This is a genomic window from Stenotrophomonas sp. TWI169, assembly GCF_039674705.1.
In the GTDB taxonomy this organism is placed as follows: domain Bacteria; phylum Pseudomonadota; class Gammaproteobacteria; order Xanthomonadales; family Xanthomonadaceae; genus Stenotrophomonas; species Stenotrophomonas maltophilia_P.
The window spans coordinates 40,194-60,097 of record NZ_JBDJOB010000011.1; the positions used below are offsets into that span (position 1 = coordinate 40,194).

Below are 19,904 nucleotides of genomic sequence, written 5' to 3' on the forward strand. Positions count from 1 at the left end.
GCAGGAGCAGCCATGAGCCACTCGATGACGACGGAACTGGAAGAAGCGCAGCAGGCCTACCGCGAGGCCGCCCGCGACTTCGCACTGGCCGAACTGGCGCCGCACGCCGCGCGATGGGATGCGGAGGGCATCTTTCCGCGCGAGGCGATCGCCAAGGCCGGTGAACTGGGCTTCTGCGGTCTGTACATGGACCCGGAAGTGGGCGGCAGCGGCCTGAGCCGGCTGGACGCCGCCGTCGTCATCGAGGAGCTCGCCAGTGTCGACCCCTCGACGGCGGCCTACATCAGCATCCACAACATGGCCTCGTGGATGGTGTCCAAGTGGGGTCAGCCGGCACTGCGCGACGCGTGGGGCAACGATCTGGCGGCGGGCATCAAGCTGGCCTCGTACTGCCTGACCGAACCGGGCGCCGGTTCCGATGCCGCCTCGCTGAAAACCACCGCCGTGCGCGATGGCGACCACTTCGTGCTGAACGGCGCCAAGGCCTTCATCTCCGGCGCCGGCGCCACCGAACTGCTGGTGGTGATGGCGCGCACCGGCGGTGCCGGTGCCGGCGGCGTCAGCGCCATCGCGGTGCCGTCGGATCTGCCGGGCATCAGCTTCGGCCGCAAGGAAGAGAAGATGGGCTGGAACAGCCAGCCCACCCGGGGCATCACCTTCGAGAACGTCCGCGTGCCGGTCAGCCACCTTCTGGGAGAGGAAGGCGGTGGCTTCAAGCTGGCGATGAAGGGACTCGATGGCGGCCGCATCAACATCGCCGCCTGTTCGCTGGGTGCCGCGCAGGGCGCGCTGGATGCCGCACGCCGCTACATGGGCGAGCGTCGCCAGTTCGGCAAGGCGCTGGCCGAGTTCCAGGCACTGCAGTTCAAGTTGGCCGACATGGTCACCCAGCTGGTGGCCGCCCGGCAGATGGTGCATACCGCCGCGCGCAAGCTCGATGCCGGCGCCAGCGACGCCAACGTGTGGTGCGCAATGGCCAAGCGCTTCGCCACCGATGCCGGTTTCACTGTCTGCAACGAAGCGCTGCAGATCCACGGCGGCTACGGCTACATCCGCGAATACCCGATCGAACGCCTGCTGCGTGACTGCCGCGTGCACCAGATCTTGGAAGGCACCAACGAGATCATGCGGGTGATCGTTGCCCGTCACCTGCTCAACACCGAAGAGGAACTGCGATGAAGGATTGGCGTACCCAGGAGCACGTGGGCCTGAAGGTCGAGGCCGATGGCCACACCGCCGTGGTCACCCTGCACAACCCGCCGGCGCATACCTGGACCGTGCACAGCCTGTCCGCGCTGCGCGACCTGGTGGCTGCGCTCAATGCGGACCGCGACATCTACGCGCTGGTGATTACCGGTGACGGCGAAAAGTTCTTCTCCGCCGGCGCAGATCTGAACCAGTTCGCCTCCGGCGACAAGGCCGCCGCGCGCGAGGCCGCACGCCGCTTCGGCGAAGCCTTCGAGGCGCTGTCCGGCTTCCGCGGCGTGTCGATCGCCGCAATCAACGGCTATGCGATGGGCGGCGGGCTGGAATGCGCGCTGGCCTGCGACCTGCGCATCATCGAAGACCACGCCCAGGTCGCGCTGCCGGAGGCCACCGTCGGCCTGCTGCCGTGCGCCGGTGGTACCCAGAACCTGCCACGGCTGGTGGGCGAGGGCTGGGCCAAGCGCATGATCCTGCTGGGCGAGCGCATCAATGCCGAGACCGCGCTGCGCATCGGCCTGGCCGAGGAGAAGGTCGGCAAGGGCGAGTCCAAGGCGCTGGCGCTGGAATGGGCGAAGAAGGCCGGCAAGCAGAGCCCGACCAGCATCGCGGCCTGCAAGACGCTGGTGCAGTCCACCCGCACCGGCACCCACGCCTCGGCGCTGGTGGCCGAACGCGAGGCCTTCGTCGATCTGTTCGATACCGCCGACCAGGTCGAGGGCGTGAACGCCTTCCTGGAAAAGCGCGCCGCGCAGTGGAAGAACGCATGACCACGGTCGCCGACGAAGCGCCGGTCCTGTTCGAAGAGCGCGTGGCCGGCAATGGCGCGCGCATCGGCATCGCCACGCTGAACGCGCCGCGCACGCTCAATGGCTTCTCGCTGCCGATGGCGCACCTGCTGCTGAAGCAGCTCAATGCCTGGGCCGACGACGACGGCATCGCGATGGTGGTGCTGCAGGGCGCCGGTGAAAAGGCGTTCTGCGCCGGCGGTGACCTGCACAGCCTGTACCAGAGCATGCGTGCATTCCGCGAGGCCGGCCGCAGCGATATCCGCGACAACGACTACGCGGCCGAGTTCTTCGACGTCGAGTACCGCGTGGATTACCTCATCCACACCTATGCCAAGCCGATCCTGTGCTGGGGCCATGGCATCGTCATGGGAGGGGGCATCGGCCTGATGTCCGGTGCCAGCCACCGCGTGGTCAGCGAGCGCTCCAAGCTCGCGTTCCCGGAGATCACCGTCGGTCTGTTCCCGGACGTGGGTGGCAGCTGGCTGCTGCCGCGCGTGCCGGGCAAGGGTGGCCTGTTCCTGGCCTTGACCGGTGCACTGCTCAACCCGGGCGATGCGATCTATGCCGGCCTGGCCGACGTGCACGTGGCCGAAGCGCGCCGCAGCGATGTGTTCGATGCACTGCTGCAGGTGGCCTGGTCGCGCGACGCCGCGAGCAACCACGAGCGCCTGGGTCACCTGCTGCAATCGTATGCCAGCGATGCCGCGACCGGTCCGCTGCTGGCCAACGCGGCGAAGGTCGACGCACTGTGCGACGGCGATGACCTCGATGCCATCGTCGAAGGCATCGCCCACCTGCAGACCGAGGATGCCTGGCTGCAGGCCGCCCAGAAGACCCTCGCGGCCGGCGCGCCCGGTTCGGCGCGGCTGGCGTTCGAGCTGCAGCGCCGCAGTGCGGGCCAGGATCTGGCTGCGGTCTACCGCCTGGAGTACATCGTCGCCCTGCACTGCGCTGCCCACGGCGATTTCGCCGAAGGCATCCGTGCGCTGCTGATCGACAAGGACCGCACGCCGTCGTGGAACCCGGCCACGCTGGCCGAAGCCAGCGCCCTGTGGGCCGATACGTTCTTCGCTTCGCCCTGGGCCGATGCCGCGCATCCGCTGGCCGACCTGGGTACCCCTGCCGCTGAAAGGAGCCTGGCATGAGCCGCATTGCATTCATTGGGTTGGGCAACATGGGTGGCCCGATGGCCGCCAATCTGGTCAAGAACGGCCACACCGTGCGCGTGTTCGATCTGGTGCCGGCCGCCGTGCAGGCCGCCGTCGACGCCGGTGCCGGTGCCGCGTCGTCAGCACGTGACACCCTGGCCGACGCCGAGGTGGTGATCTCGATGCTGCCGGCCAGTCGCCACGTCGAAGGCCTGTACCTCGGCGATGACGGCATTCTCGCCGCGATTCCGGCCGGCGCGCTGGTCATCGACTGCAGCACGATCGCTCCGGCCAGCGCCCGCAAGGTGTCCGAAGCGGCGGCTGCACGCGGCCTGCAGATGATCGATGCGCCGGTTTCCGGCGGCACGGCCGGTGCCCAGGCCGGCACCCTCACCTTCATCGTCGGTGGTGAAGAGGATGCACTGGAGCGTGCGCGCCCGGTGCTGCAGGCGATGGGCAGGAACATCTTCCACGTTGGCGCCAGTGGTGCCGGCCAGGTGGCCAAGCTGTGCAACAACATGGCGCTGGGCGTGATCATGGCCGTCACCGGCGAGGCCATCGCACTGGGCGTGGCGCACGGTCTGGACCCGAAGGTGCTGTCGCAGATGATGGCGGTGAGCACCGGCCGCAGCTGGGCCACCGAAGTGTGCAATCCGTGGCCGGGCGTGCTGGAGAATGCGCCAGCCTCGCGTGGCTACAGCGGCGGCTTCGGCAGCGACCTCATGCTCAAGGACATGGGCCTGGCAGTGGAAGCGGCGATGAGTGTCGGCGCCTCGATCCCGCTGGGTGAAGTGGCCCGCAACCTGTATTCGATGAATCATCAGGCCGGGCGCGGCAAGCTGGATTTCTCCAGCGTCGTACAGCTCATCACCAGCGAGAAGTAAGCGAATGCGTCCCCGGCCGCGTGCCGGGGCCCACCCGGGGTGGGATGGGCGGATGCCTGGTTTCGACCGGTATCCGCCCATTTTTTTGCGGTCAGGCGACGATCAGCGTCACGTCGATGTTGCCGCGGGTGGCATTCGAGTACGGGCACACGATGTGCGCCTTCTGCACAAGCGCTTCAACCTGCTCGCGCGGCACGCCCGGCACGTTGATGGTCAGCTCGGCCTCGATGCCGAAGCCGGTCGGGATCTGGCCGATGCCCACCTTGCCGGTCACGGTGGTGTCGGCCGGCAGCGCGACCTTGGCCTGGCCGGCCACGAACTTCAGCGCGCCCAGGAAGCAGGCCGAGTAGCCGGCGGCGAACAGCTGCTCCGGGTTGGTGCCCGGGCCGCCCGCGCCGCCCAGCTCGCGCGGGGTCGACAGCTGGATGTCGAGCACGTTGTCGGAGGAGACGGAACGGCCTTCACGGCCGCCGGTGGAGGTCGCCTGGGCGGTGTACAGAACCTTTTCGATGGACATCGGGATGCTCCTGGTCAGTGGGTGGTAGTGCGTTGGAGCCTACTTTGCCCGCTTTCCAAGGACGATGGGTGACAGACCGTCCGAGAAATTTGACCGATCGTCCTGCCTGTCTAGATCGTCCATTCCCGATCGGTGGTGAACATGATGGTCAGCCACCGGTCCGGCGAGGCTTCGCCCAGTGCATCGCCGATCTCGTCACGCAGTTGGTCCCACTCCCGCAGGGGCCGCGGCGGATCGTCGGCCGGGACCACGAAGAACAGCTCGATCTGCTCGCCACGTCCCACCTGCGCCACATAGCTTCGGTGTTCGACGAAGCCATGCCTGGCGACGATCGTGCGCGCCACTGCGTCCACGTGGGCCTGCAGCTCCGGTGGGGTCACCAGCAGGATGCCGGCCAATGCCCGCCGCACCGTGCCCAGCGGCGCGATCATCACCAGTACGCAGACGAAGGCGAGGATGGCCGGGTCGATGTACGGCCCGATCCAGTCCCACGCAGTGCCACGCACCAGCGCGCCGCCCAGGAAGGCGACCAGATAACAGGCCGACATGCTGGCCGCGATCATCCAGTTCTTCGCGTCCAGCGCGATGAACTCCGACCCGATGCGGCGGTTGGCGCGCAGCACGAACACGCCCAGCGCTGCCTCGGCCAGCAGGGACAGCGCGGCGAAGATCATCGCCGGCCCCAGCGCGATGTGGCGGCCGCCGGACATCAGCGCGTCCACGGCATTGACCAGTGCATACAGCGCCGCACCGATCATCAGCGTGCCGCTCACGCCCAGCACGATCGGTTCCAGGTGCCAGAAGCCCATTGTGAAGCGCTGGTTGAGGCGCGACTGCAGCGCATCGGTATTGGTCGACAGCGCGATCAGGCGCGCGACCAGCAGCGACAGCCAGGTCATCACCACATCGATCAGCCCGTAGATGCCATCGAAGATGATGAGCGAGGAATTGGCCAGCAGGCCGAACACCACCGCAGTCAGCGCCAGCAGCAGTGCGCCGGCGATCGACAGGCGCAGCACCCCCTGTTCGGTGGTGGGGTCGAAGAAGTGGGGGCGATCGGTAGCCATGACCCGATTGTAGAGCGGAGCCATGCGCTGTCCGGTGCGCGGATTCGCCGCGGCGAGGGTCTGGTACGTACCGTCGGGTCCTGACCCGCGGGTGGATAGGGCGGGCGCTGCGGGCGAATCCGCCGATCGGCTGATCTCCGGTGCCATTCAGCAACCCGGTGTAAACTATTGATCTCACTGGCAATGCCAGTCTCCACGATCAACGCCCCGATGACGTCCGCCACCGCCCGTTACGCCGATTCCCTGCGCCTGTCCGTCGCCCCGATGATGGACTGGACGGACCGCCATTGCCGCGTGTTCCACCGCGTGCTGGCTCCCGGGGCGCGGCTGTACACGGAGATGGTGCACGCCAACGCGGTCATCCATGGTGACCGCGAGCGCCTGCTCGGCTTCGACCGCAGCGAACAGCCGCTGGCCCTGCAGCTGGGTGGCAGCGATCCGGCCCTGCTGGCGCAGGCCGCGCGCATCGCCGCGGACTGGGGCTACGACGAGGTCAACCTCAACTGCGGCTGCCCGTCCGATCGCGTGCAGGCGGGCCGCTTCGGCGCCTGCCTGATGCGCGAGCCGGCGCTGGTGGCCGAATGCGTGGCCGCGATGGTCCATGCGGTCGACATCCCGGTGACCGTGAAGTGCCGTCTGGGCGTGGATGAGGACAACGAGTACGAGGCGTTCGCCAGCTTCGTCGATCGCCAGGTCGCTGCCGGTGCAGCGATGGTGGTGGTGCACGCGCGCAATGCCTGGCTGAAGGGCCTGTCGCCCAAGGAGAACCGTGAGGTTCCGCCGCTGAAGTACGACTGGGCCTACCGCCTGAAGCAGGAGCGGCCCGCACTGCCGGTGGTGCTCAACGGTGGCCTGGCCAGCCTCGAAGCCGTGCAGGCCCAGGCCGGCCATGTCGATGGCGTGATGCTGGGCCGGGCCGCGTACCACGATCCCTATCTGCTGCATCAGCTGGAAGCGCTGCACACCGGTACGCCGCTGCGGTCGCGCGCGGACCTGCTGCGCGCGCTGCGCCCGTATGTCGAGGCCCGTCTGGGCGAGGGCATGGCCCTGAAGCACATCACCCGTCACCTGCTCGGCCTGTTCCATGGGCAGCCCGGTGGGCGCGCGTTCCGCCAGGTATTGAGCGAGGGTGCGCACCGTCCAGGCGCCGACTGGACATTGGTCGAACAGGCCCTTGCCGTCACCGAGCGCGACGCTGACCGTGCCGCTGCGTGACGTCCGTCACATTCCTGACTTGACAACGCCGGCCGATTCGTCCCGAATGTTCACTTAGATGAACAAACCTGCGGTTCGCCCGGAAAAGTTCAGATCGGATTCACTGCCCCAAACCAAGAATTTGCAAAGGAATTGTAAAGACCGGGTCCCGCACCCGGTTCCCGGATTTACGACTTTTGAACGAATCGCCGTGCTCGGCTAGGATCGCATCGATGTCTTCCGCTCCCCTCCATTGCCGCATTGCCCTGGCCACCTGCGTGGTGCTGGCGGCTGCGCCGCTGTCGTCGGCAATGGCACAGCAGCCCCCGCGTGCGGAACACGGCCGGGCGGAGATGATGGAGCGGAGCGAGCGGGGTGGCCGTGGCGACGAGCGCTCGCTGTCCGATGCCGTGCGCCGCGTGCAGCGCACCACCGGTGGCCACATCCTGGGCGCCGAACGGGTGCCGTTCGATGGTCGTGACATCAACCGGGTCAAGTACATGGACGACCGGGGCCGGGTCCGCTACATGGACGACCCCGCCCCGTCGCGTTCACAGCCGCGCACGCCGCGGTCGGATATGTCTTCACTACGCGGCGATAACCCCTGAACAGGGATAGTTGTCGCTATCAACCCGTACCCCACTGGCCTCCGGGCCACACCCAGGACACTAGGGAGAGTTCATGCGTATCCTTCTGGTCGAAGACGAAGCCCCGCTGCGTGAGACCCTGGCAGCCCGGCTCAAGCGCGAAGGCTTTGCCGTCGATGCTGCGCAGGACGGCGAGGAAGGCCTCTACATGGGGCGCGAAGTCCCGTTCGACGTCGGCATCATCGACCTCGGCCTGCCCAAGATGTCGGGCATGGAGCTGATCAAGGCGCTGCGTGACGAGGGCAAGAAGTTCCCGGTGCTGATCCTGACCGCGCGGTCGAGCTGGCAGGACAAGGTCGAGGGCCTGAAGCAGGGCGCCGACGATTACCTGGTCAAGCCGTTCCACGTCGAAGAGCTGCTGGCCCGCGTCAACGCGCTCCTGCGCCGCGCCGCCGGCTGGAGCAAGCCGACGCTGGAATGCGGCCCGGTCGCACTGGATCTTGCCGCGCAGACGGTCAGCGTTTCCGGCAGCAATGTCGACCTGACCAGCTACGAGTACAAGGTGCTGGAGTACCTGATGATGCATGCCGGTGAACTGGTCTCCAAGGCCGACCTCACCGAGCACATCTACCAGCAGGACTTCGACCGCGACTCGAACGTGCTGGAAGTGTTCATCGGCCGCCTGCGCAAGAAGCTGGACCCGGACGGCGAGCTGAAGCCGATCGAGACCGTGCGCGGCCGCGGCTACCGTTTCGCGATCCCGCGCAACGAGGGCTGAGCCGGCTCACCCTGGCGATTGCACGATGTCCGGCCGTCTGTGGTTCTTCCGACGCTGGCGGCCGCGCTCCCTGCAGGCGCGCCAGCTGTTCGCCGCGTCCGTGGGTCTGGTCGCGTTCCTGGCCCTGGCCGGTTACGCGCTCGACGCCGCCTTCGCCGATACGGCGAGGGCCAACCTGCGTGAGCGCCTGAAGAACTACGCCACCGCCTATGCGGCCGGCATCGACTTCACCCGCGATCGTTCGCTGTACATCCGCGAGCAGCCACCGGACCCGCGCTTCGACGTGCCCGGCAGCGGTCTCTACCTGCAGGTGGTGATGCCGGACGGCAAGGGCAATTCAATGTCGGCCGAAGGCCCGATGCTGCCCACCGTCGGCGGCGGTCTGCTTGCGCCACGCCAGGAGGTATTCGAAGGCCCGCTGCCGATGATCCAGATCGACGGCAGCCAGGGCTCGGTGTACCGCTACGGCCTGGGCCTGGTGTGGGACGCCGATGCCGATCCCGCCACCGAGTTCCCGTACACCATCTACGTGATGGAAGACTCGCGCGCGCTCGGTGCGCAGCTGCGGGTGTTCCGCAGCCGTGTCTGGTTCTACCTGGGTGGCATCGGCCTGATCCTGCTGCTGCTGCAGACCGTCATCCTGCAGTGGAGCCTGCGTCCGCTGCGTCGCGTGATCACCGAGCTGACCAAGGTGCAGCGCGGCGAGACCGAGCGCATGAGCGAGCGCCACCCGCGCGAGCTGGAACCGCTGACCGACAGCATCAATGCCTTCATCGAGAGTGAGCGCGAGAACCTCGAACGCCAGCGCAACACCCTGGCGGATCTTGCGCACAGCCTGAAAACGCCGATCGCGGTGCTGCGCACGCAGATGGACAGCGGTGCCGGTGATGGCGCGCTGCGCGAAGAGCTGGACGTGCAGCTGCAACGCATGAACAACCTGGTGTCCTATCAGCTGGCGCGCGCTGCGTCGTCGGGCCACAAGCTGTTCTCCGCACCGTTGCCGATCGAGTCCAACGCCGAAGAGATCGTGCGGGGCCTGGAAAAGGTCTATGCGGCCAAGGGCGTGCTGTGCGAGTTCGACATCGATCCGGCCGCGCGCTTCCATGGCGAGCCGGGTGACCTGCAGGAACTGCTGGGCAATCTGCTGGAAAACGCCTTCAAGTGGGCCAAGCGCCGTGTCCTGCTGACCGCGCAGCCCCTGCCGGCACCGAATGCACGCCGCGCCGGCCTGCTGCTGGCCGTGGACGATGACGGCCCGGGCATCGCGCCGGACGATATCGGCAAGGTGCTGCAGCGTGGCGTACGTGGCGACGAACGCGTGCAGGGCCACGGCATCGGCCTGTCGATCGTGCAGGACCTGATCAAGGATTACCGCGGCGAACTGGCGGTCGGCCGTTCCAGCGAACTGGAAGGCGCCCGCTTCGAAGTGCGTCTGCCGCCGGGCCCGTAGGGCGGGCCTGCTTCGATCCGCCGGTCGAGGCGAATGCGGGTAGCGCCGAGCCATGCCCGGCGAACCGATGACATGACTCAGCCGCCCCGCGCCGGCGGTTCACCGTAGAAGCGCCGCAGATGTGCGGCAACATCGGGCAGCGCTTCGGCCAGCACGTCCGGGGCGGAGAAGTGGTACTCGCTGGCGACCGCGAAGAACTCCTCCGGTGCTTCGGCGGCATACGGGTCGATCAGCGTCTCCTGGCCGGCATCCACCTGCGCGCAGAACGCATCGTAGGACTGCTGGAAGACAGCAGCCCACTCACGTTGCCAAGCACGCGGCAGCGGCGGTGTGCCGTCCATCGCGCCGTCAAGCGCATCGAGCTTGTGCACCATCTCGTGCACGGCCACGCAGTAGCCCTCGTGCGGTGCGGCCAGATCGGCCTGCACGTCGGCCCAGGACAGGATCAACGGCCCGCTGTCCCACGATTCGCCGATCAGCTCGTCGTCCCATTCGTGCAGCACGCCCGCCGCATCCATGTGGCTGCGATGCACGCGGAATGCGTCGGGGTACACGATCAGCTGCGACCAGCCCTGCAGCCCCACCTCGCCGAACTCGAGCAGTGGCAGGCAGCACAGGGCCGCCAGCAGCACGCCGTCGGCGGCCTGCAGCTGCAGGTTGCCGATCGGGGTGATGGTCTTCTCATGCAGGAAGCGCGCCGCCAGCGTGCGCAGCCGGGCGCGTCGTTCGTCGGAAAGCCCCTGCAGCCATGCCGCACGGCGGCAGGCCTCATCCCAGTATGCGTCTTCGATCGGCCGCGGTGCGGGCCGCAGCCACTGCAGCAACGACTTGATCAGCGGAACATTCCCGGCAGGTAGCTGTGCCACTTCGGCGCACGCAGCCGCTGCAGCATGTCCTCATCGCTGCCGCCACCGCCGGTGCTGGTGGCGCTGCTGGCCGCCGGGCGTGCCGGAGCAGGCTTGGCCGTGGTGGTCGACGCCGTCGGTGCGCGCTGCGAGGCGGCATCGCCGTTGGAGGACACACAGGCGCCGCGGCTGTCATCCAGTGCTGCTGTGGCCGACGCCGCGAAGGGCATCGTCAGCAGGATCAGGCAATGGGCATAACGGCGCATTGACGACATCCACGTTAAGGGAAGGTGAGTTCCCGATTCTAGCCCGAACCCGGCGCCGGATTGGAAGCTCGCTGCCGGCCCCGTCGCGGGCGTCGCTGGCGGCTTTCCCGCATAATTCCGTCCTGACTTCGTGGAAGCTGCCGTGGACGATCGCCAATTGCTGGCCAAACTCGCTGCCGGTCGCCTGTCCGGCGACGCCCTGGCTCGTGAGCTGGGCCAGACCCGGGCGGCAATTTGGAAGCGCATTCAAGGGCTTAGGGCCGCAGGTGTCGATATCGAGGGCCGTGCCGGCGAAGGCTATGGCCTGACCCGCCCGGTCGAGCTGCTGGACCCGGCGACCATCCGTGCCGCCCTGCCGGCCGATGCCCTGTCCCTGCTGCATGACCTGCAGGTGGCCTGGACGGTGGATTCCACCAATGCCGAATTGCTGCGGTGCAGCGCGCCCCAGCGCGGGGTCAGCGTCCTGCTGGCCGAACGCCAGACCGGAGGGCGGGGGCGGCGCGGCCGCACCTGGGCCTCGCCGCTGGCGGCCCACGTCTATCTGTCGGTGCTGCGCCTGTTCTCCGGGGGCCTTGGCCGGCTGGCGGGGCTGAGCCTGGTTGCCGGCATTGCCGTGGCCGAAGCGCTGCACGATCTGGGTTTCACCCAGGCGCAGCTGAAGTGGCCGAATGATCTGATCGTCGATGGCCGTCGCAAGCTGGTCGGCCTGCTCGCCGAGGGCGGCGGCGAATACGCCGGTCCGGCCCGCGCGGTGATCGGCATCGGCATCAACACGCACATGCCGCCCTCGTTCGCCGAGCAGATCACCCAGCCCTGGGTGGATCTGGACACACTGGCCGGCGCGCCGGTCGACCGCAACATCGTTGTCGCCGCCGTGCTTGCACGGCTGCTGCCGGCGCTGGAGGAATTCGACCGCGAAGGGCTGGCCCCGTTCCTGCCGCGCTACGCCGCCTTCGACATGCTGGCCGGCCGCGAGGTACGCGTCGAGCTGGAGGGGCAGTGGCAGCACGGCACCGCACTGGGCCTGGCCGATGACGGCGCGCTGCGCGTGAGCATCGACGGCTGCGAGCGCCGCCTGCATGCCGGCGAAGTCACGGTGAGGGCGGCATGAGCGACTGGTTGTTCGATCTTGGCAATTCGCGCTTCAAGTTCGCGCCGTTGCAGGGGGATCGCGCGGGCGACGTACAGGCCTGGGCGCATGGCGCCGAAGGCATGGCCGGGCAGCCGCCGCACAGCCTGCCCAGCGGCGCGACGGCGTTCGTCGCCAGCGTGGCCGCACCTTCGCTGACCAGCGCCATGCTGGACCAGCTGCAGCGGCGGTTCGACCACGTGCATGTGGTGCGCACCAGCGCCGAATGCGCAGGCGTGCGCATCGCCTACGCGCGCCCGGAGAAGTTCGGCGTGGATCGCTTCCTTGCCCTGCTGGCCGCCGCCAAGGCGCAGCGCCCGGTGCTGGTGGTGGGCGTGGGCACGGCGCTGACCATCGACCTGCTCGATGCCCGTGGCCAGCATCACGGCGGCCGCATCGCCGCATCACCCACCACCATGCGCGAAGCACTGCATGCGCGCGCCGTGCAGCTGCCCGCCAGTGGCGGCGATTACAGCGAGTTTGCCAATGACACCGCCGACGCACTCGCCTCCGGTTGCGATGGTGCTGCGGTGGCGCTGGTCGAGCGCAGTGCGCAGCAGGCGCAGGCACTGCTGGGTGTGATGCCGTCGCTGCTGGTGCACGGTGGCGGCGCGCCCGCGCTGATGCCATTGCTGGACGGCGCCGACTACCACCCCTCGCTGGTGCTGGACGGCCTCGCCCGCTGGGCGGTGCACCAGCCTGCAGGCTAGTATCCGCGCATGCTCACCCGTGCCCTGATCGTCGTTCTGGCCATCCTCAATCTTGGCGTTGCCTGCTGGTGGCTGCTGCGCGATGCGCCGCAGAAGCCTGCGCCGCCACCGCGGCCCGCCGGCGTGGCGGAACTGCGCTGGGTGCCCGGCGGCACCGATGCGGCGGTGGCCGCGCAGGCATCGTCGGAGGCACCGGCGCCAGCACTGGTGGAGCGCGACCCCGCAGCGGCGACCGCCGTGGCGTCCACTCCTGCCCCTGCCGCGCCGGCCACGCCGCAAGCCGAGCCGGCCAAGGCGCCGGCTGCGGAAGCAACCTCCAGCCCGACGCCAGCGCCGGCGCCGGTCGCACCGCCGGTCGCGCAGGCGCCTGCCGCCAGCGAGCCGCCGCGCTGCATCGCGTTGGGTCCGTTCGCCGATCGTGCCGCCGCCAGCGCAGCGCAGGGCCGGGCCGGCACGCTGCTCAGCCAGGCGCGCCTGCGCGAGCAGCCGGCCGCCAGCGGCAGTGCCCGCTACCGCGTGCTGCTGCCGGCCGCCGCCAGCCGCGAAGAGGCGCAGGCCACGGTCAAGCGCATCGTCGCTGCGGGCCTGGGCGACTACTACATCATCAGCCAGGGTGAGGATGCCAACGCCGTGGCGCTGGGCCAGTACCGCAACCGCGAAGGCGCCGAGCGGCGTATCGCTGCGGTGCAGGCCGCCGGCTTCCAGCCGCGCCTGGTGGCCAGCGGTGATGCCGGCCAGTGGTGGCTGGACGGGCAGCTGGCCGGCACCGCACAGCCTGCGCAGGTGCAGCAGCGCAGCGGCGCCGCCCGGCAACAGTCGCTGGAATGCGCGCGACTGCGCTAGAATCCCCCCACCGCGGCGCTGCCGCCGGTGCGTCACCCATGCCGCTTTAGCTCAGTTGGTAGAGCAACTGTCTTGTAACTCGGACGCGGTTGTTGTGGTGACGAGCCAGAAGGCTAAGCGCGGCAAGGCTTTAGACTGGCCCGAGCGTAAACTGTGGGACAAGCCGGACACGGTTTGAGCAAGAGAAGTACGACATCGCCGCTTTAGCTCAGTCGGTAGAGCAACTGATTTGTAATCAGTAGGTCGTCCGTTCGATTCGGACAAGCGGCACCAATTTGGGAGGGGCAGCCCCACAGGCTGTCCCTTTTTTAACGTGTGTTGCTTACTAACTCGTGGCGTCGCGATATGGTTCCACTGTCTCTGAGCTTGAGACGACAGCAACATCTACTCTGCACAATGTATTAAGGCCGGAACAGAATGAATGAGAATTTGACATTGGACCTTCAAGCTGACGAGCGAGAGGCAGCGGCTGTTGCCGACCTTGTAAGTTACGACGACATTCACGTCTCCAAGTCAACTTTCCTAAACGGTCTCGCGAACCAGGTGCATCGCTGGTTCAGGCTAACGCCCAGCTTCGGACCGGAACTCGTTCAGGCGATGATGGAGCGTCTAGGAGTCCGTGACAATGAGACCGTCTTAGATCCTTTCGCTGGTGCCGGTACGACTCTCATTGAGGCCAAGCTTGAGGGTCGAGACGCTGTTGGCTTCGAAATCAATCCGCTGCTCCACTTCGTTAATGAAGCAAGTCTCGAATGGGGGGTGGCTCCTGAGCGTCTGCGCAATGAACTACCACGTCTCAGCGCTGCCGTAGCAGAAGCTGAAGGAGTGTCACTCGACGACCTCGAGGTAAACGGGCTCTCGATTCCGCCAATACATAATGCGACCCGTTGGTGGCGACCCGATGTGCTCGTTCAGCTCCTCTTCTTACGGCGCGCCATCTTCGCGACCGAAGACTCTCATTTAAGGCGCCTCCTCCTGCTTGCTCTTGCAGGAGTTCTCGTACCAGACCTCACCAATGTCACGCTCGGGCGGTTGCAGTTGCACTTTATTGACCGAAGCAACCATGACATTGATGTTTGGGCAATTTTCAGCAGCCATGTTGGCCGGATCGCTGACGATCTTGAGGAACTGCGCGCATCTGGAGCCCATTTGCGCGGAAGCGCCCGCTGTTATCACCAGAACAGCACTGACCTGTCCAACCTACAGTTGGATCGCCGCGTATCAGCGGTTATTACGTCACCGCCATACCCGAATCGGTATAGCTACGTATGGAATACGAGGCCTCACCTTTTTATGCTGGGGTTGATGAAAACCGCGAAGGAAGCGTCGGAGCTTGATAAGAGAACCATCGGCGGCACTTGGGGCACTGCGACCTCAGAGCTGTCCAAGGGGATCTTCACGCCGAGGAATTCTGCGGTTGCAGCCGTTGTGGGCCCCGTGGCTGAGGCAATAAGGGCGCAAGACAATCTAATGGCCAACTACGTGATGCACTACTTCAATCGCCTTTCTGCGCAAATTGAAGAGATGGAGCCAATCCTTACGAAGGACGCTCGCCTCGCGTATGTGGTTGGGAACTCATGGATAAAAGGCATCTACGTCGAAACTGACGTGATGCTAGGTGAAATTGTCGATCGCATGGGCCTTGGCTACCGCACGTTTGACGTACACAGATTCCGCCGACGCCACAGCGGCAAAAATCTCTTCGAGTCGATCGTCTACGCTAAGAAGTAATCTCGACCGCAGGTTGTTCACGAGCAACCTGCGCGAATGCGTGCGAAGTGAAGATGCTAGCCATGAGTTCGCGTACCTCTACGTGCACTCTGTCTCGCACCTCTGGTCGTTCGAGGATGCCCAGGAAATCCGCACCGAAGAGCTGAGTGGTGAAGTCAGAAGCTCCCTCGCCCTGAAGAAAGTGCCACCCAGCTCTAGTTAGCCGTGCGATCGCTTCGTCGCGCGGGCTGATTGCGGAGTAGATGAGGTAGAGAGGAAATAGGCCCTCGGCTTGCACGTACCCAGCCATATCCACATCTTTGCGCAGTCGGGCGCTGTCATTGGGATTGAAGTTGTACCGTATCTCAATCCCTACACCAGTCTCAGATCCGTCGGCGCCATATTTGGCCAGCACGGCGGACAAATGGGCCTTATCTTCGTCGGAAAGAAGCTCATATCGAAGGCCGATGTCAAGTTCAAGTCCGTTGAACTTTTCAGCGACATTTTCAGGCGCGACGTCAAAACGCGCAGACGCCACGAACCGGGGGATCTTGTCGTAAATCTCGCCTAGTCGCCGACCCACACTGATGCTCATGCGACCCATCAAGCGGACGAGTACATATTCAGGGCAGTCGAACGCAAACTTTGAATAGACCGGGTCGCCAGCAAGCTTCGAGAGCTCCTCATCGTAAGCTTCTTTTCCAAAGTCCTTTTCGATCTTGGTCCGCCATCCCGCGAGATGGTGGCGGATTGCGCCGAGGAACTTCTTTTCAGTGGGATCCAATCCGTCGTCATTCTGAGCATGTGCGTTCATGCAATGAGGCTAACCGCCCCTGCGGAATCACACAAGCCGATGAAAGCGATGTGCGTCGGTTGTCAAATCACCACAGGCCTTCGGTACTGAGTTTGTGGACCACGACGATTCCCAGATTGGCCCATGTCGCGTCCGGACGCGTCCGCCTTGGCACTGAGCCGCCTGTACCTGACCGGACCTCCTGGACTCACCGGGGCGACCGCACAAACGTTGGCATATTCGCGCGCCGGCTTGTTGCATCATGTGTCTTGTCGGCGCCACCAGCCGCCGACCCAGCCAGGCTTTCGGCGGCCCAAACAGCCGAGGCCCGCCCCGCCGACTGAGGGGAGTAACGGGTCCATCTCTGCGACGCACAGCAGGCAGTCCCGACGCGGCACGTCGCCGCGCCGGGAGCCTGCCCGGAGTCACAAGAGATGGAAACGAACCTGCTCGCGGAGCTGCACTCGCTGCCCGACGACGCCCTGCTCACCGCCGACGAGGCCGCGCAGTTCCTGCGCCTCAAGTACACGACGCTCGCCTGGTACAGGTGCCAGGGCGTCGGCCCGAAGTTCTCCCGCGTCGGCCCGAAGCTAATCCGCTACCGCGTGGGCGACCTGCGCGACTACGCGAGCGGGCAGGCGATGGGGGAAGGAGTGCAGCGCGCCGCCCAGGCCGCGCTCGCCGGCCGCCGCCGTGCCGCCAGCCTTCGCAAGAAGTCGGAGGGCTGACCGATGGCCGCACAAGAAAAAGCCCACGGCGTGCTAGACCGCGGGCGCAAGGTTACGACTGACCAGGAGACGGAGCCTGCCAGAGCTCACGGGATCAATGATGCCGAGCGGTGCCCCGCCGATATGCCATCATTCGACGACGCCGAGTTCCTCGTCCGTGCCGGCTACGAGCTGATCCCCCTGCGGGGCGGCAGTAAGGCGCGCACACGATCTCCCGGAGGCGGCATGCTCAGCACGGAATGCGGGCGATCACCTTGATCTCGAAGTCGAATCCGGCAAGCCAGTTGACGCCTACCGCCGTCCAGTTGGGATAGGGCTTCTCGGGAAACACCTCGCTCTTTACGGTCATGACGGTTCCGAACTGGTTCTGCGGGTCCGTATGGAAGGTGGTCACGTCGACGATGTCGTCAAGCCCGCAACCACCGGCCTTCAGGGTTGCCTCCAGGTTCGCGAAGGCCAGGCGGACCTGCGCCTCGAAGTCGGGCTCGGGTGTCCCGTCGCTGCGGCTGCCCACCTGGCCGGACACGAACAGCAGGTCACCCGACTGGATCGCAGCCGAATAGGTCTGCGAGGTGTACAGGTCCTGCCGGCCGGCCGGGAAAACGGCATTGCGCTTGCTCATGGGATTCTCCAGAAGGGGATCGATGAGCCCTAAGGTAGTCCTCGGCATTGGCTGGATAAACGCCTATAAAGCGCCATCACTATTTGCCGAATCAAAACAATTGGCGGTCGTGGCGCGGCTCATGCCGCATGCAATTGCAGCTCCACATACTCCGCCAGCCCCCGGCAGGCCAGCAGCAGGCCTTCGCGCGCGCCGTTGCCGATGTCGTCCTTTTCGGCGCCATCCACACGTACGCGCTCGGCGGCGTGGAATACCTCCAGCAGCGTGATCAGGCCGGCGGCGGCGCGGTCGGTACGCGCACGGGTCACGCCCTGGCCTGGGCTGGGCACGGAGCCCTTCCACGGTTGGCCATCGGCGGCATCGCCGCTGCGGATGCGCTGCAGGCAGCCCACCAGCGTGATCGGCTCAGGCAGATCAACGGCAGCGGAAAGCGCAGCTTCCAACGGCTCTGCCAGTTCGCGGGGCAGGTGCTCGGCGGCATCGCCCAGGGTGGCAAGCAGATAGGGGTAGCGGGGTGCGGTCATGGGACATCCTCATGCGGAACAGAGGCGCCACCCGCAAAGGGTGGCGGACGATGCGTGGTTCCAATACCGGAGTCGATGAACCGGCGGGCACAAGGCCCCCACGCACCGCCCGCCGTAGATCGGCAGACGGATTGCCAGCCGGCGCCACCCCGAGACAGGTGGCGCCGACTGACAAGCGTAAACAACATCGACTTCCGGGATTGGAGCCCGGGCCACCCGTTGTCGGTGGCGATTCATCATGCGCACGCGCAAACACCGCCCGCCAGTCATTCTTTCCAATGACTTCGTGCGATTCGAAAGAAAAAATGAATTATCGCTTTTGGCCTGTTTGGCGCGATGTAAAGGCAAAAGCGACATCCTGCGCGATGCCTTTGCAAGGGCGGAATTCCAGTGATCCCACGCGCGGCAATGGACGCGACATACGCGAAGTAGAGCTGGCTTAACCGGTGCGGCAGACGACGGCAGTCACGATGCTAACGGCAATGGCCGGCAAGTGCAGCGCCGATCCTGATGGTGCTGAAGGATCGGCACTGGCGTAGACGCCTCAGTGCTGCCATCCGCCCAGCCCGGGTGGCCCTGCATCCGCGCATGCGTCGTCATGGCCCATCGCTCACGTGCGGGCTGGCTACATCGCCCACGGGCGCCCAGCCGTGCCGATTCCGACACTGCGTTGCCGTGCGGTGTTCCGCCACCGCTGACCGCATCTGCCCTGCTGCACCGCCGCGAGTCGTGTCACACAGCTCTGGCTAGACTGTGCTTCTTTTTCCGTTGCAGGAGGCACCCATGGCCCATCCCATTTCCGTCTCGTTGATCGGCGTCCCCACCGATGTCGGTGCCGGCCATCGGGGCGCGCGGCTGGGGCCGGAAGCGCTGCGCGTGGCGGGCCTGCCGGAGGCGCTGGCGGCGCGCGGCGTGGACGTGCGCGACCTGGGCAACCTGGATGGCCCGCGCAACCCGTGGACCGCGCCGGTTGAAGGCTACCGCCATCTGGACGAGGTGGTGGCCTGGAACCATGCACTGATGGAGGCCAGCTATGCCGAGCTGCAGGCCGGGCGCATGCCGATCATGCTCGGGGGCGACCATTGCCTGGGCATCGGCTCGATCACCGCGGTGGCCCGCTGGTGCCGCGAGCAGGGCAAGACCCTGCGCGTGCTGTGGCTGGATGCACACTCGGACTTCAATACCAGTGATGTCACGCCGTCGGGCAACATCCACGGCATGCCGGTGGCCTGCCTGTGCGGGCTGGGGCCGGAGGCACTGACCCGTCTGGGCGGCAGTGCGCCGGCAATCACGCCCGCCCAGGTGCACCAGATCGGCATCCGCTCGGTGGACCCGGAAGAGAAGCGCCTGATCAAGACCCACAAGGTCGATGTCTACGACATGCGCTACATCGACGAGAACGGTATGAAGCGCACCGTGGAGGCCGCGCTGGCCGGAATCGATGACAGCACCCATCTGCATGTCAGCTTCGATGTCGACTTCCTCGACCCGAGCATTGCACCCGGCGTCGGCACCACGGTGCCGGGCGGGGTGAACTACCGCGAAGCGCAGCTGGTGATGGAAATGATCGCCGACAGCGGGCGCATGGGGTCGCTGGATATCGTCGAGCTCAATCCGCTGCTGGACAAGCAGAACGCCACCGCCGAACTGGCCGTGGACCTGGTGGAAAGCCTGTTCGGCAAATCCACGCTGATGCGCGATTGAGGGCATCCCTGAACGGATCGCCGATCCGTTCACGCCCGCTGCACGCCGCAGCCGCCAGATTGCACCTCACGCGGCGGCGGTGGCTTCGGCCCTGCCTGCCGAGCGACAGAACCCCATCCGCGTTGTAGCGGTGAAGCGGCGAACCCAAGGAGAAGCCCATGAAGCGCGTAGTTGCCCTGATGCTGTTGTCGATGTTCTCGGTGGCCATGCTGGCCGGCTGCAACACCGTTGCCGGTGCCGGCAAGGACGTGCAGAAGGCCGGTGAAAAGGTCGAGGATGCCGCCAAGGGCAACTAAGCCCGACGCGGTGTGGAACAGAAAAAGGCCGGGATCTTCCCGGCCTTTTTTTCGTGCGTGTGTATGGCCGCGTAGTCGCCATCGCGTGTGGCGATGGAGTGAACCATTCAAGCAC

General features: G+C 66.3%; 22 protein-coding genes, 1 tRNA gene and 1 pseudogene. 17 read left to right on the forward strand and 7 right to left on the reverse strand.

Translation table 11 applies throughout. From position 1 onward, the window contains the following. Nucleotides 1-12 precede the first annotated feature (12 nt). The 4 genes from ABE543_RS10385 to mmsB are packed head-to-tail and all read left to right on the forward strand — an operon-like array spanning nt 13 to nt 4,026. Nucleotides 13-1,179 (forward strand): acyl-CoA dehydrogenase family protein, encoded by a 1,167-nt coding sequence (locus tag ABE543_RS10385; RefSeq protein WP_065174194.1) that lies wholly within the window; start codon nt 13-15, stop codon nt 1,177-1,179. Then, complete coding sequence (locus ABE543_RS10390) at nt 1,176-1,973, forward strand: enoyl-CoA hydratase (protein ID WP_053520138.1); 798 nt, start codon at nt 1,176-1,178, stop codon at nt 1,971-1,973. Before ABE543_RS10385 ends, ABE543_RS10390 begins: the two co-directional genes overlap by 4 nt. Continuing rightward, the gene (locus ABE543_RS10395) at nt 1,970-3,139 is read left to right on the forward strand and encodes an enoyl-CoA hydratase/isomerase family protein (RefSeq protein WP_065174195.1); all 1,170 of its coding nucleotides are present in this window, start codon (nt 1,970-1,972) and stop codon (nt 3,137-3,139) included. Before ABE543_RS10390 ends, ABE543_RS10395 begins: the two co-directional genes overlap by 4 nt. Continuing rightward, the gene (gene mmsB, locus ABE543_RS10400; RefSeq protein ID WP_065174196.1) at nt 3,136-4,026 is read left to right on the forward strand and encodes a 3-hydroxyisobutyrate dehydrogenase; all 891 of its coding nucleotides are present in this window, start codon (nt 3,136-3,138) and stop codon (nt 4,024-4,026) included. Before ABE543_RS10395 ends, mmsB begins: the two co-directional genes overlap by 4 nt. Before the next feature lie 91 nt (nt 4,027-4,117). On the opposite strand, the gene ABE543_RS10405 is transcribed toward mmsB, so the two are convergent. Together ABE543_RS10405 and ABE543_RS10410 are read right to left on the reverse strand one after the other, a co-directional pair. Continuing rightward, the gene (locus ABE543_RS10405) at nt 4,118-4,543 is read right to left on the reverse strand and encodes an organic hydroperoxide resistance protein (protein WP_049464150.1); all 426 of its coding nucleotides are present in this window, start codon (nt 4,541-4,543) and stop codon (nt 4,118-4,120) included. Nucleotides 4,544-4,653: 110 nt separating this feature from the next. Next, nucleotides 4,654-5,634, reverse strand: coding sequence for a cation transporter (locus ABE543_RS10410; protein ID WP_053520135.1), 981 nt, complete (start codon nt 5,632-5,634; stop codon nt 4,654-4,656). Nucleotides 5,635-5,793: 159 nt separating this feature from the next. Here ABE543_RS10410 and dusA point away from each other — a divergent pair, with 159 nt between their 5' ends. The 4 genes from dusA to ABE543_RS10430 all read left to right on the forward strand — a co-directional run bounded on the left by dusA (nt 5,794) and on the right by ABE543_RS10430 (nt 9,619). Next, nucleotides 5,794-6,825 (forward strand): tRNA dihydrouridine(20/20a) synthase DusA, encoded by a 1,032-nt coding sequence (gene dusA / locus ABE543_RS10415; RefSeq protein ID WP_346475659.1) that lies wholly within the window; start codon nt 5,794-5,796, stop codon nt 6,823-6,825. A gap of 212 nt (nt 6,826-7,037) precedes the next feature. Continuing rightward, nucleotides 7,038-7,412, forward strand: a complete 375-nt coding sequence (locus ABE543_RS10420) for a hypothetical protein (protein ID WP_053520383.1) — start codon at nt 7,038-7,040, stop codon at nt 7,410-7,412. A gap of 73 nt (nt 7,413-7,485) precedes the next feature. Further along, a complete protein-coding gene (locus ABE543_RS10425; protein WP_053520384.1) occupies nt 7,486-8,169 on the forward strand; it encodes a response regulator transcription factor in 684 nt (227 codons plus the stop codon). Nucleotides 8,170-8,194: 25 nt separating this feature from the next. Further along, nucleotides 8,195-9,619 carry a sensor histidine kinase gene (locus ABE543_RS10430; protein ID WP_279942181.1) on the forward strand — a complete coding sequence of 475 codons (1,425 nt, stop codon included), beginning with the start codon at nt 8,195-8,197 and terminating at the stop codon, nt 9,617-9,619. A gap of 77 nt (nt 9,620-9,696) precedes the next feature. On the opposite strand, the gene ABE543_RS10435 is transcribed toward ABE543_RS10430, so the two are convergent. Both ABE543_RS10435 and ABE543_RS10440 read right to left on the reverse strand, forming a co-directional pair. Continuing rightward, entirely contained in the window at nt 9,697-10,485 is a 789-nt protein-coding gene (locus ABE543_RS10435) for a M90 family metallopeptidase (protein ID WP_193395749.1), read from the reverse strand. Continuing rightward, nucleotides 10,452-10,730, reverse strand: coding sequence for a hypothetical protein (locus ABE543_RS10440; RefSeq protein ID WP_053520154.1), 279 nt, complete (start codon nt 10,728-10,730; stop codon nt 10,452-10,454). The genes ABE543_RS10435 and ABE543_RS10440 overlap by 34 nt, the downstream gene beginning before the upstream one ends. A 142-nt stretch (nt 10,731-10,872) precedes the next feature. Between ABE543_RS10440 and birA the strand changes: the two genes are divergently transcribed. From birA to ABE543_RS10465, 5 genes and pseudogenes are all read left to right on the forward strand, one after another. Then, nucleotides 10,873-11,841, forward strand: a complete 969-nt coding sequence (gene birA / locus ABE543_RS10445; protein ID WP_053520153.1) for a bifunctional biotin--[acetyl-CoA-carboxylase] ligase/biotin operon repressor BirA — start codon at nt 10,873-10,875, stop codon at nt 11,839-11,841. Then, nucleotides 11,838-12,569 (forward strand): type III pantothenate kinase, encoded by a 732-nt coding sequence (locus tag ABE543_RS10450; RefSeq protein WP_053520152.1) that lies wholly within the window; start codon nt 11,838-11,840, stop codon nt 12,567-12,569. The genes birA and ABE543_RS10450 overlap by 4 nt, the downstream gene beginning before the upstream one ends. Before the next feature lie 9 nt (nt 12,570-12,578). Continuing rightward, complete coding sequence (locus tag ABE543_RS10455; RefSeq protein ID WP_346475660.1) at nt 12,579-13,412, forward strand: SPOR domain-containing protein; 834 nt, start codon at nt 12,579-12,581, stop codon at nt 13,410-13,412. Nucleotides 13,413-13,609: 197 nt separating this feature from the next. Next, nucleotides 13,610-13,685, forward strand: a tRNA-Thr gene (locus tag ABE543_RS10460). Nucleotides 13,686-13,829: 144 nt separating this feature from the next. Continuing rightward, nucleotides 13,830-14,132, forward strand: a pseudogene (locus ABE543_RS10465) (DNA methyltransferase); the annotation flags it as partial. Between the two features lie 1,000 nt (nt 14,133-15,132). On the opposite strand, the gene ABE543_RS10470 reads toward ABE543_RS10465, so the two are convergent. After that, complete coding sequence (locus ABE543_RS10470) at nt 15,133-15,936, reverse strand: hypothetical protein (RefSeq protein WP_197600114.1); 804 nt, start codon at nt 15,934-15,936, stop codon at nt 15,133-15,135. 413 nt (nt 15,937-16,349) lie between these two features. On the opposite strand from ABE543_RS10470, the gene ABE543_RS10475 reads away from it, so the two are divergent. Further along, nucleotides 16,350-16,643, forward strand: a complete 294-nt coding sequence (locus tag ABE543_RS10475) for a helix-turn-helix domain-containing protein (protein WP_197600113.1) — start codon at nt 16,350-16,352, stop codon at nt 16,641-16,643. A gap of 229 nt (nt 16,644-16,872) precedes the next feature. On the opposite strand, the gene ABE543_RS10480 is transcribed toward ABE543_RS10475, so the two are convergent. Further along, on the reverse strand, nt 16,873-17,265 hold the full coding sequence (locus ABE543_RS10480; RefSeq protein ID WP_197572247.1) for a RidA family protein: 393 nt from the start codon (nt 17,263-17,265) through the stop codon (nt 16,873-16,875). Between the two features lie 119 nt (nt 17,266-17,384). Next, the gene (locus tag ABE543_RS10485; RefSeq protein ID WP_346475661.1) at nt 17,385-17,789 is read right to left on the reverse strand and encodes a hypothetical protein; all 405 of its coding nucleotides are present in this window, start codon (nt 17,787-17,789) and stop codon (nt 17,385-17,387) included. 238 nt (nt 17,790-18,027) lie between these two features. Between ABE543_RS10485 and ABE543_RS10490 the strand changes: the two genes are divergently transcribed. The 3 genes from ABE543_RS10490 to ABE543_RS10500 all read left to right on the forward strand — a co-directional run bounded on the left by ABE543_RS10490 (nt 18,028) and on the right by ABE543_RS10500 (nt 19,789). Continuing rightward, entirely contained in the window at nt 18,028-18,183 is a 156-nt protein-coding gene (locus tag ABE543_RS10490; protein ID WP_346475662.1) for a hypothetical protein, read from the forward strand. A gap of 389 nt (nt 18,184-18,572) precedes the next feature. Further along, a complete protein-coding gene (rocF, locus tag ABE543_RS10495) occupies nt 18,573-19,493 on the forward strand; it encodes an arginase (RefSeq protein ID WP_053520148.1) in 921 nt (306 codons plus the stop codon). 158 nt (nt 19,494-19,651) lie between these two features. Beyond that, nucleotides 19,652-19,789 carry an entericidin A/B family lipoprotein gene (locus ABE543_RS10500; protein ID WP_053520147.1) on the forward strand — a complete coding sequence of 46 codons (138 nt, stop codon included), beginning with the start codon at nt 19,652-19,654 and terminating at the stop codon, nt 19,787-19,789. Nucleotides 19,790-19,904: the final 115 nt, after the last annotated feature.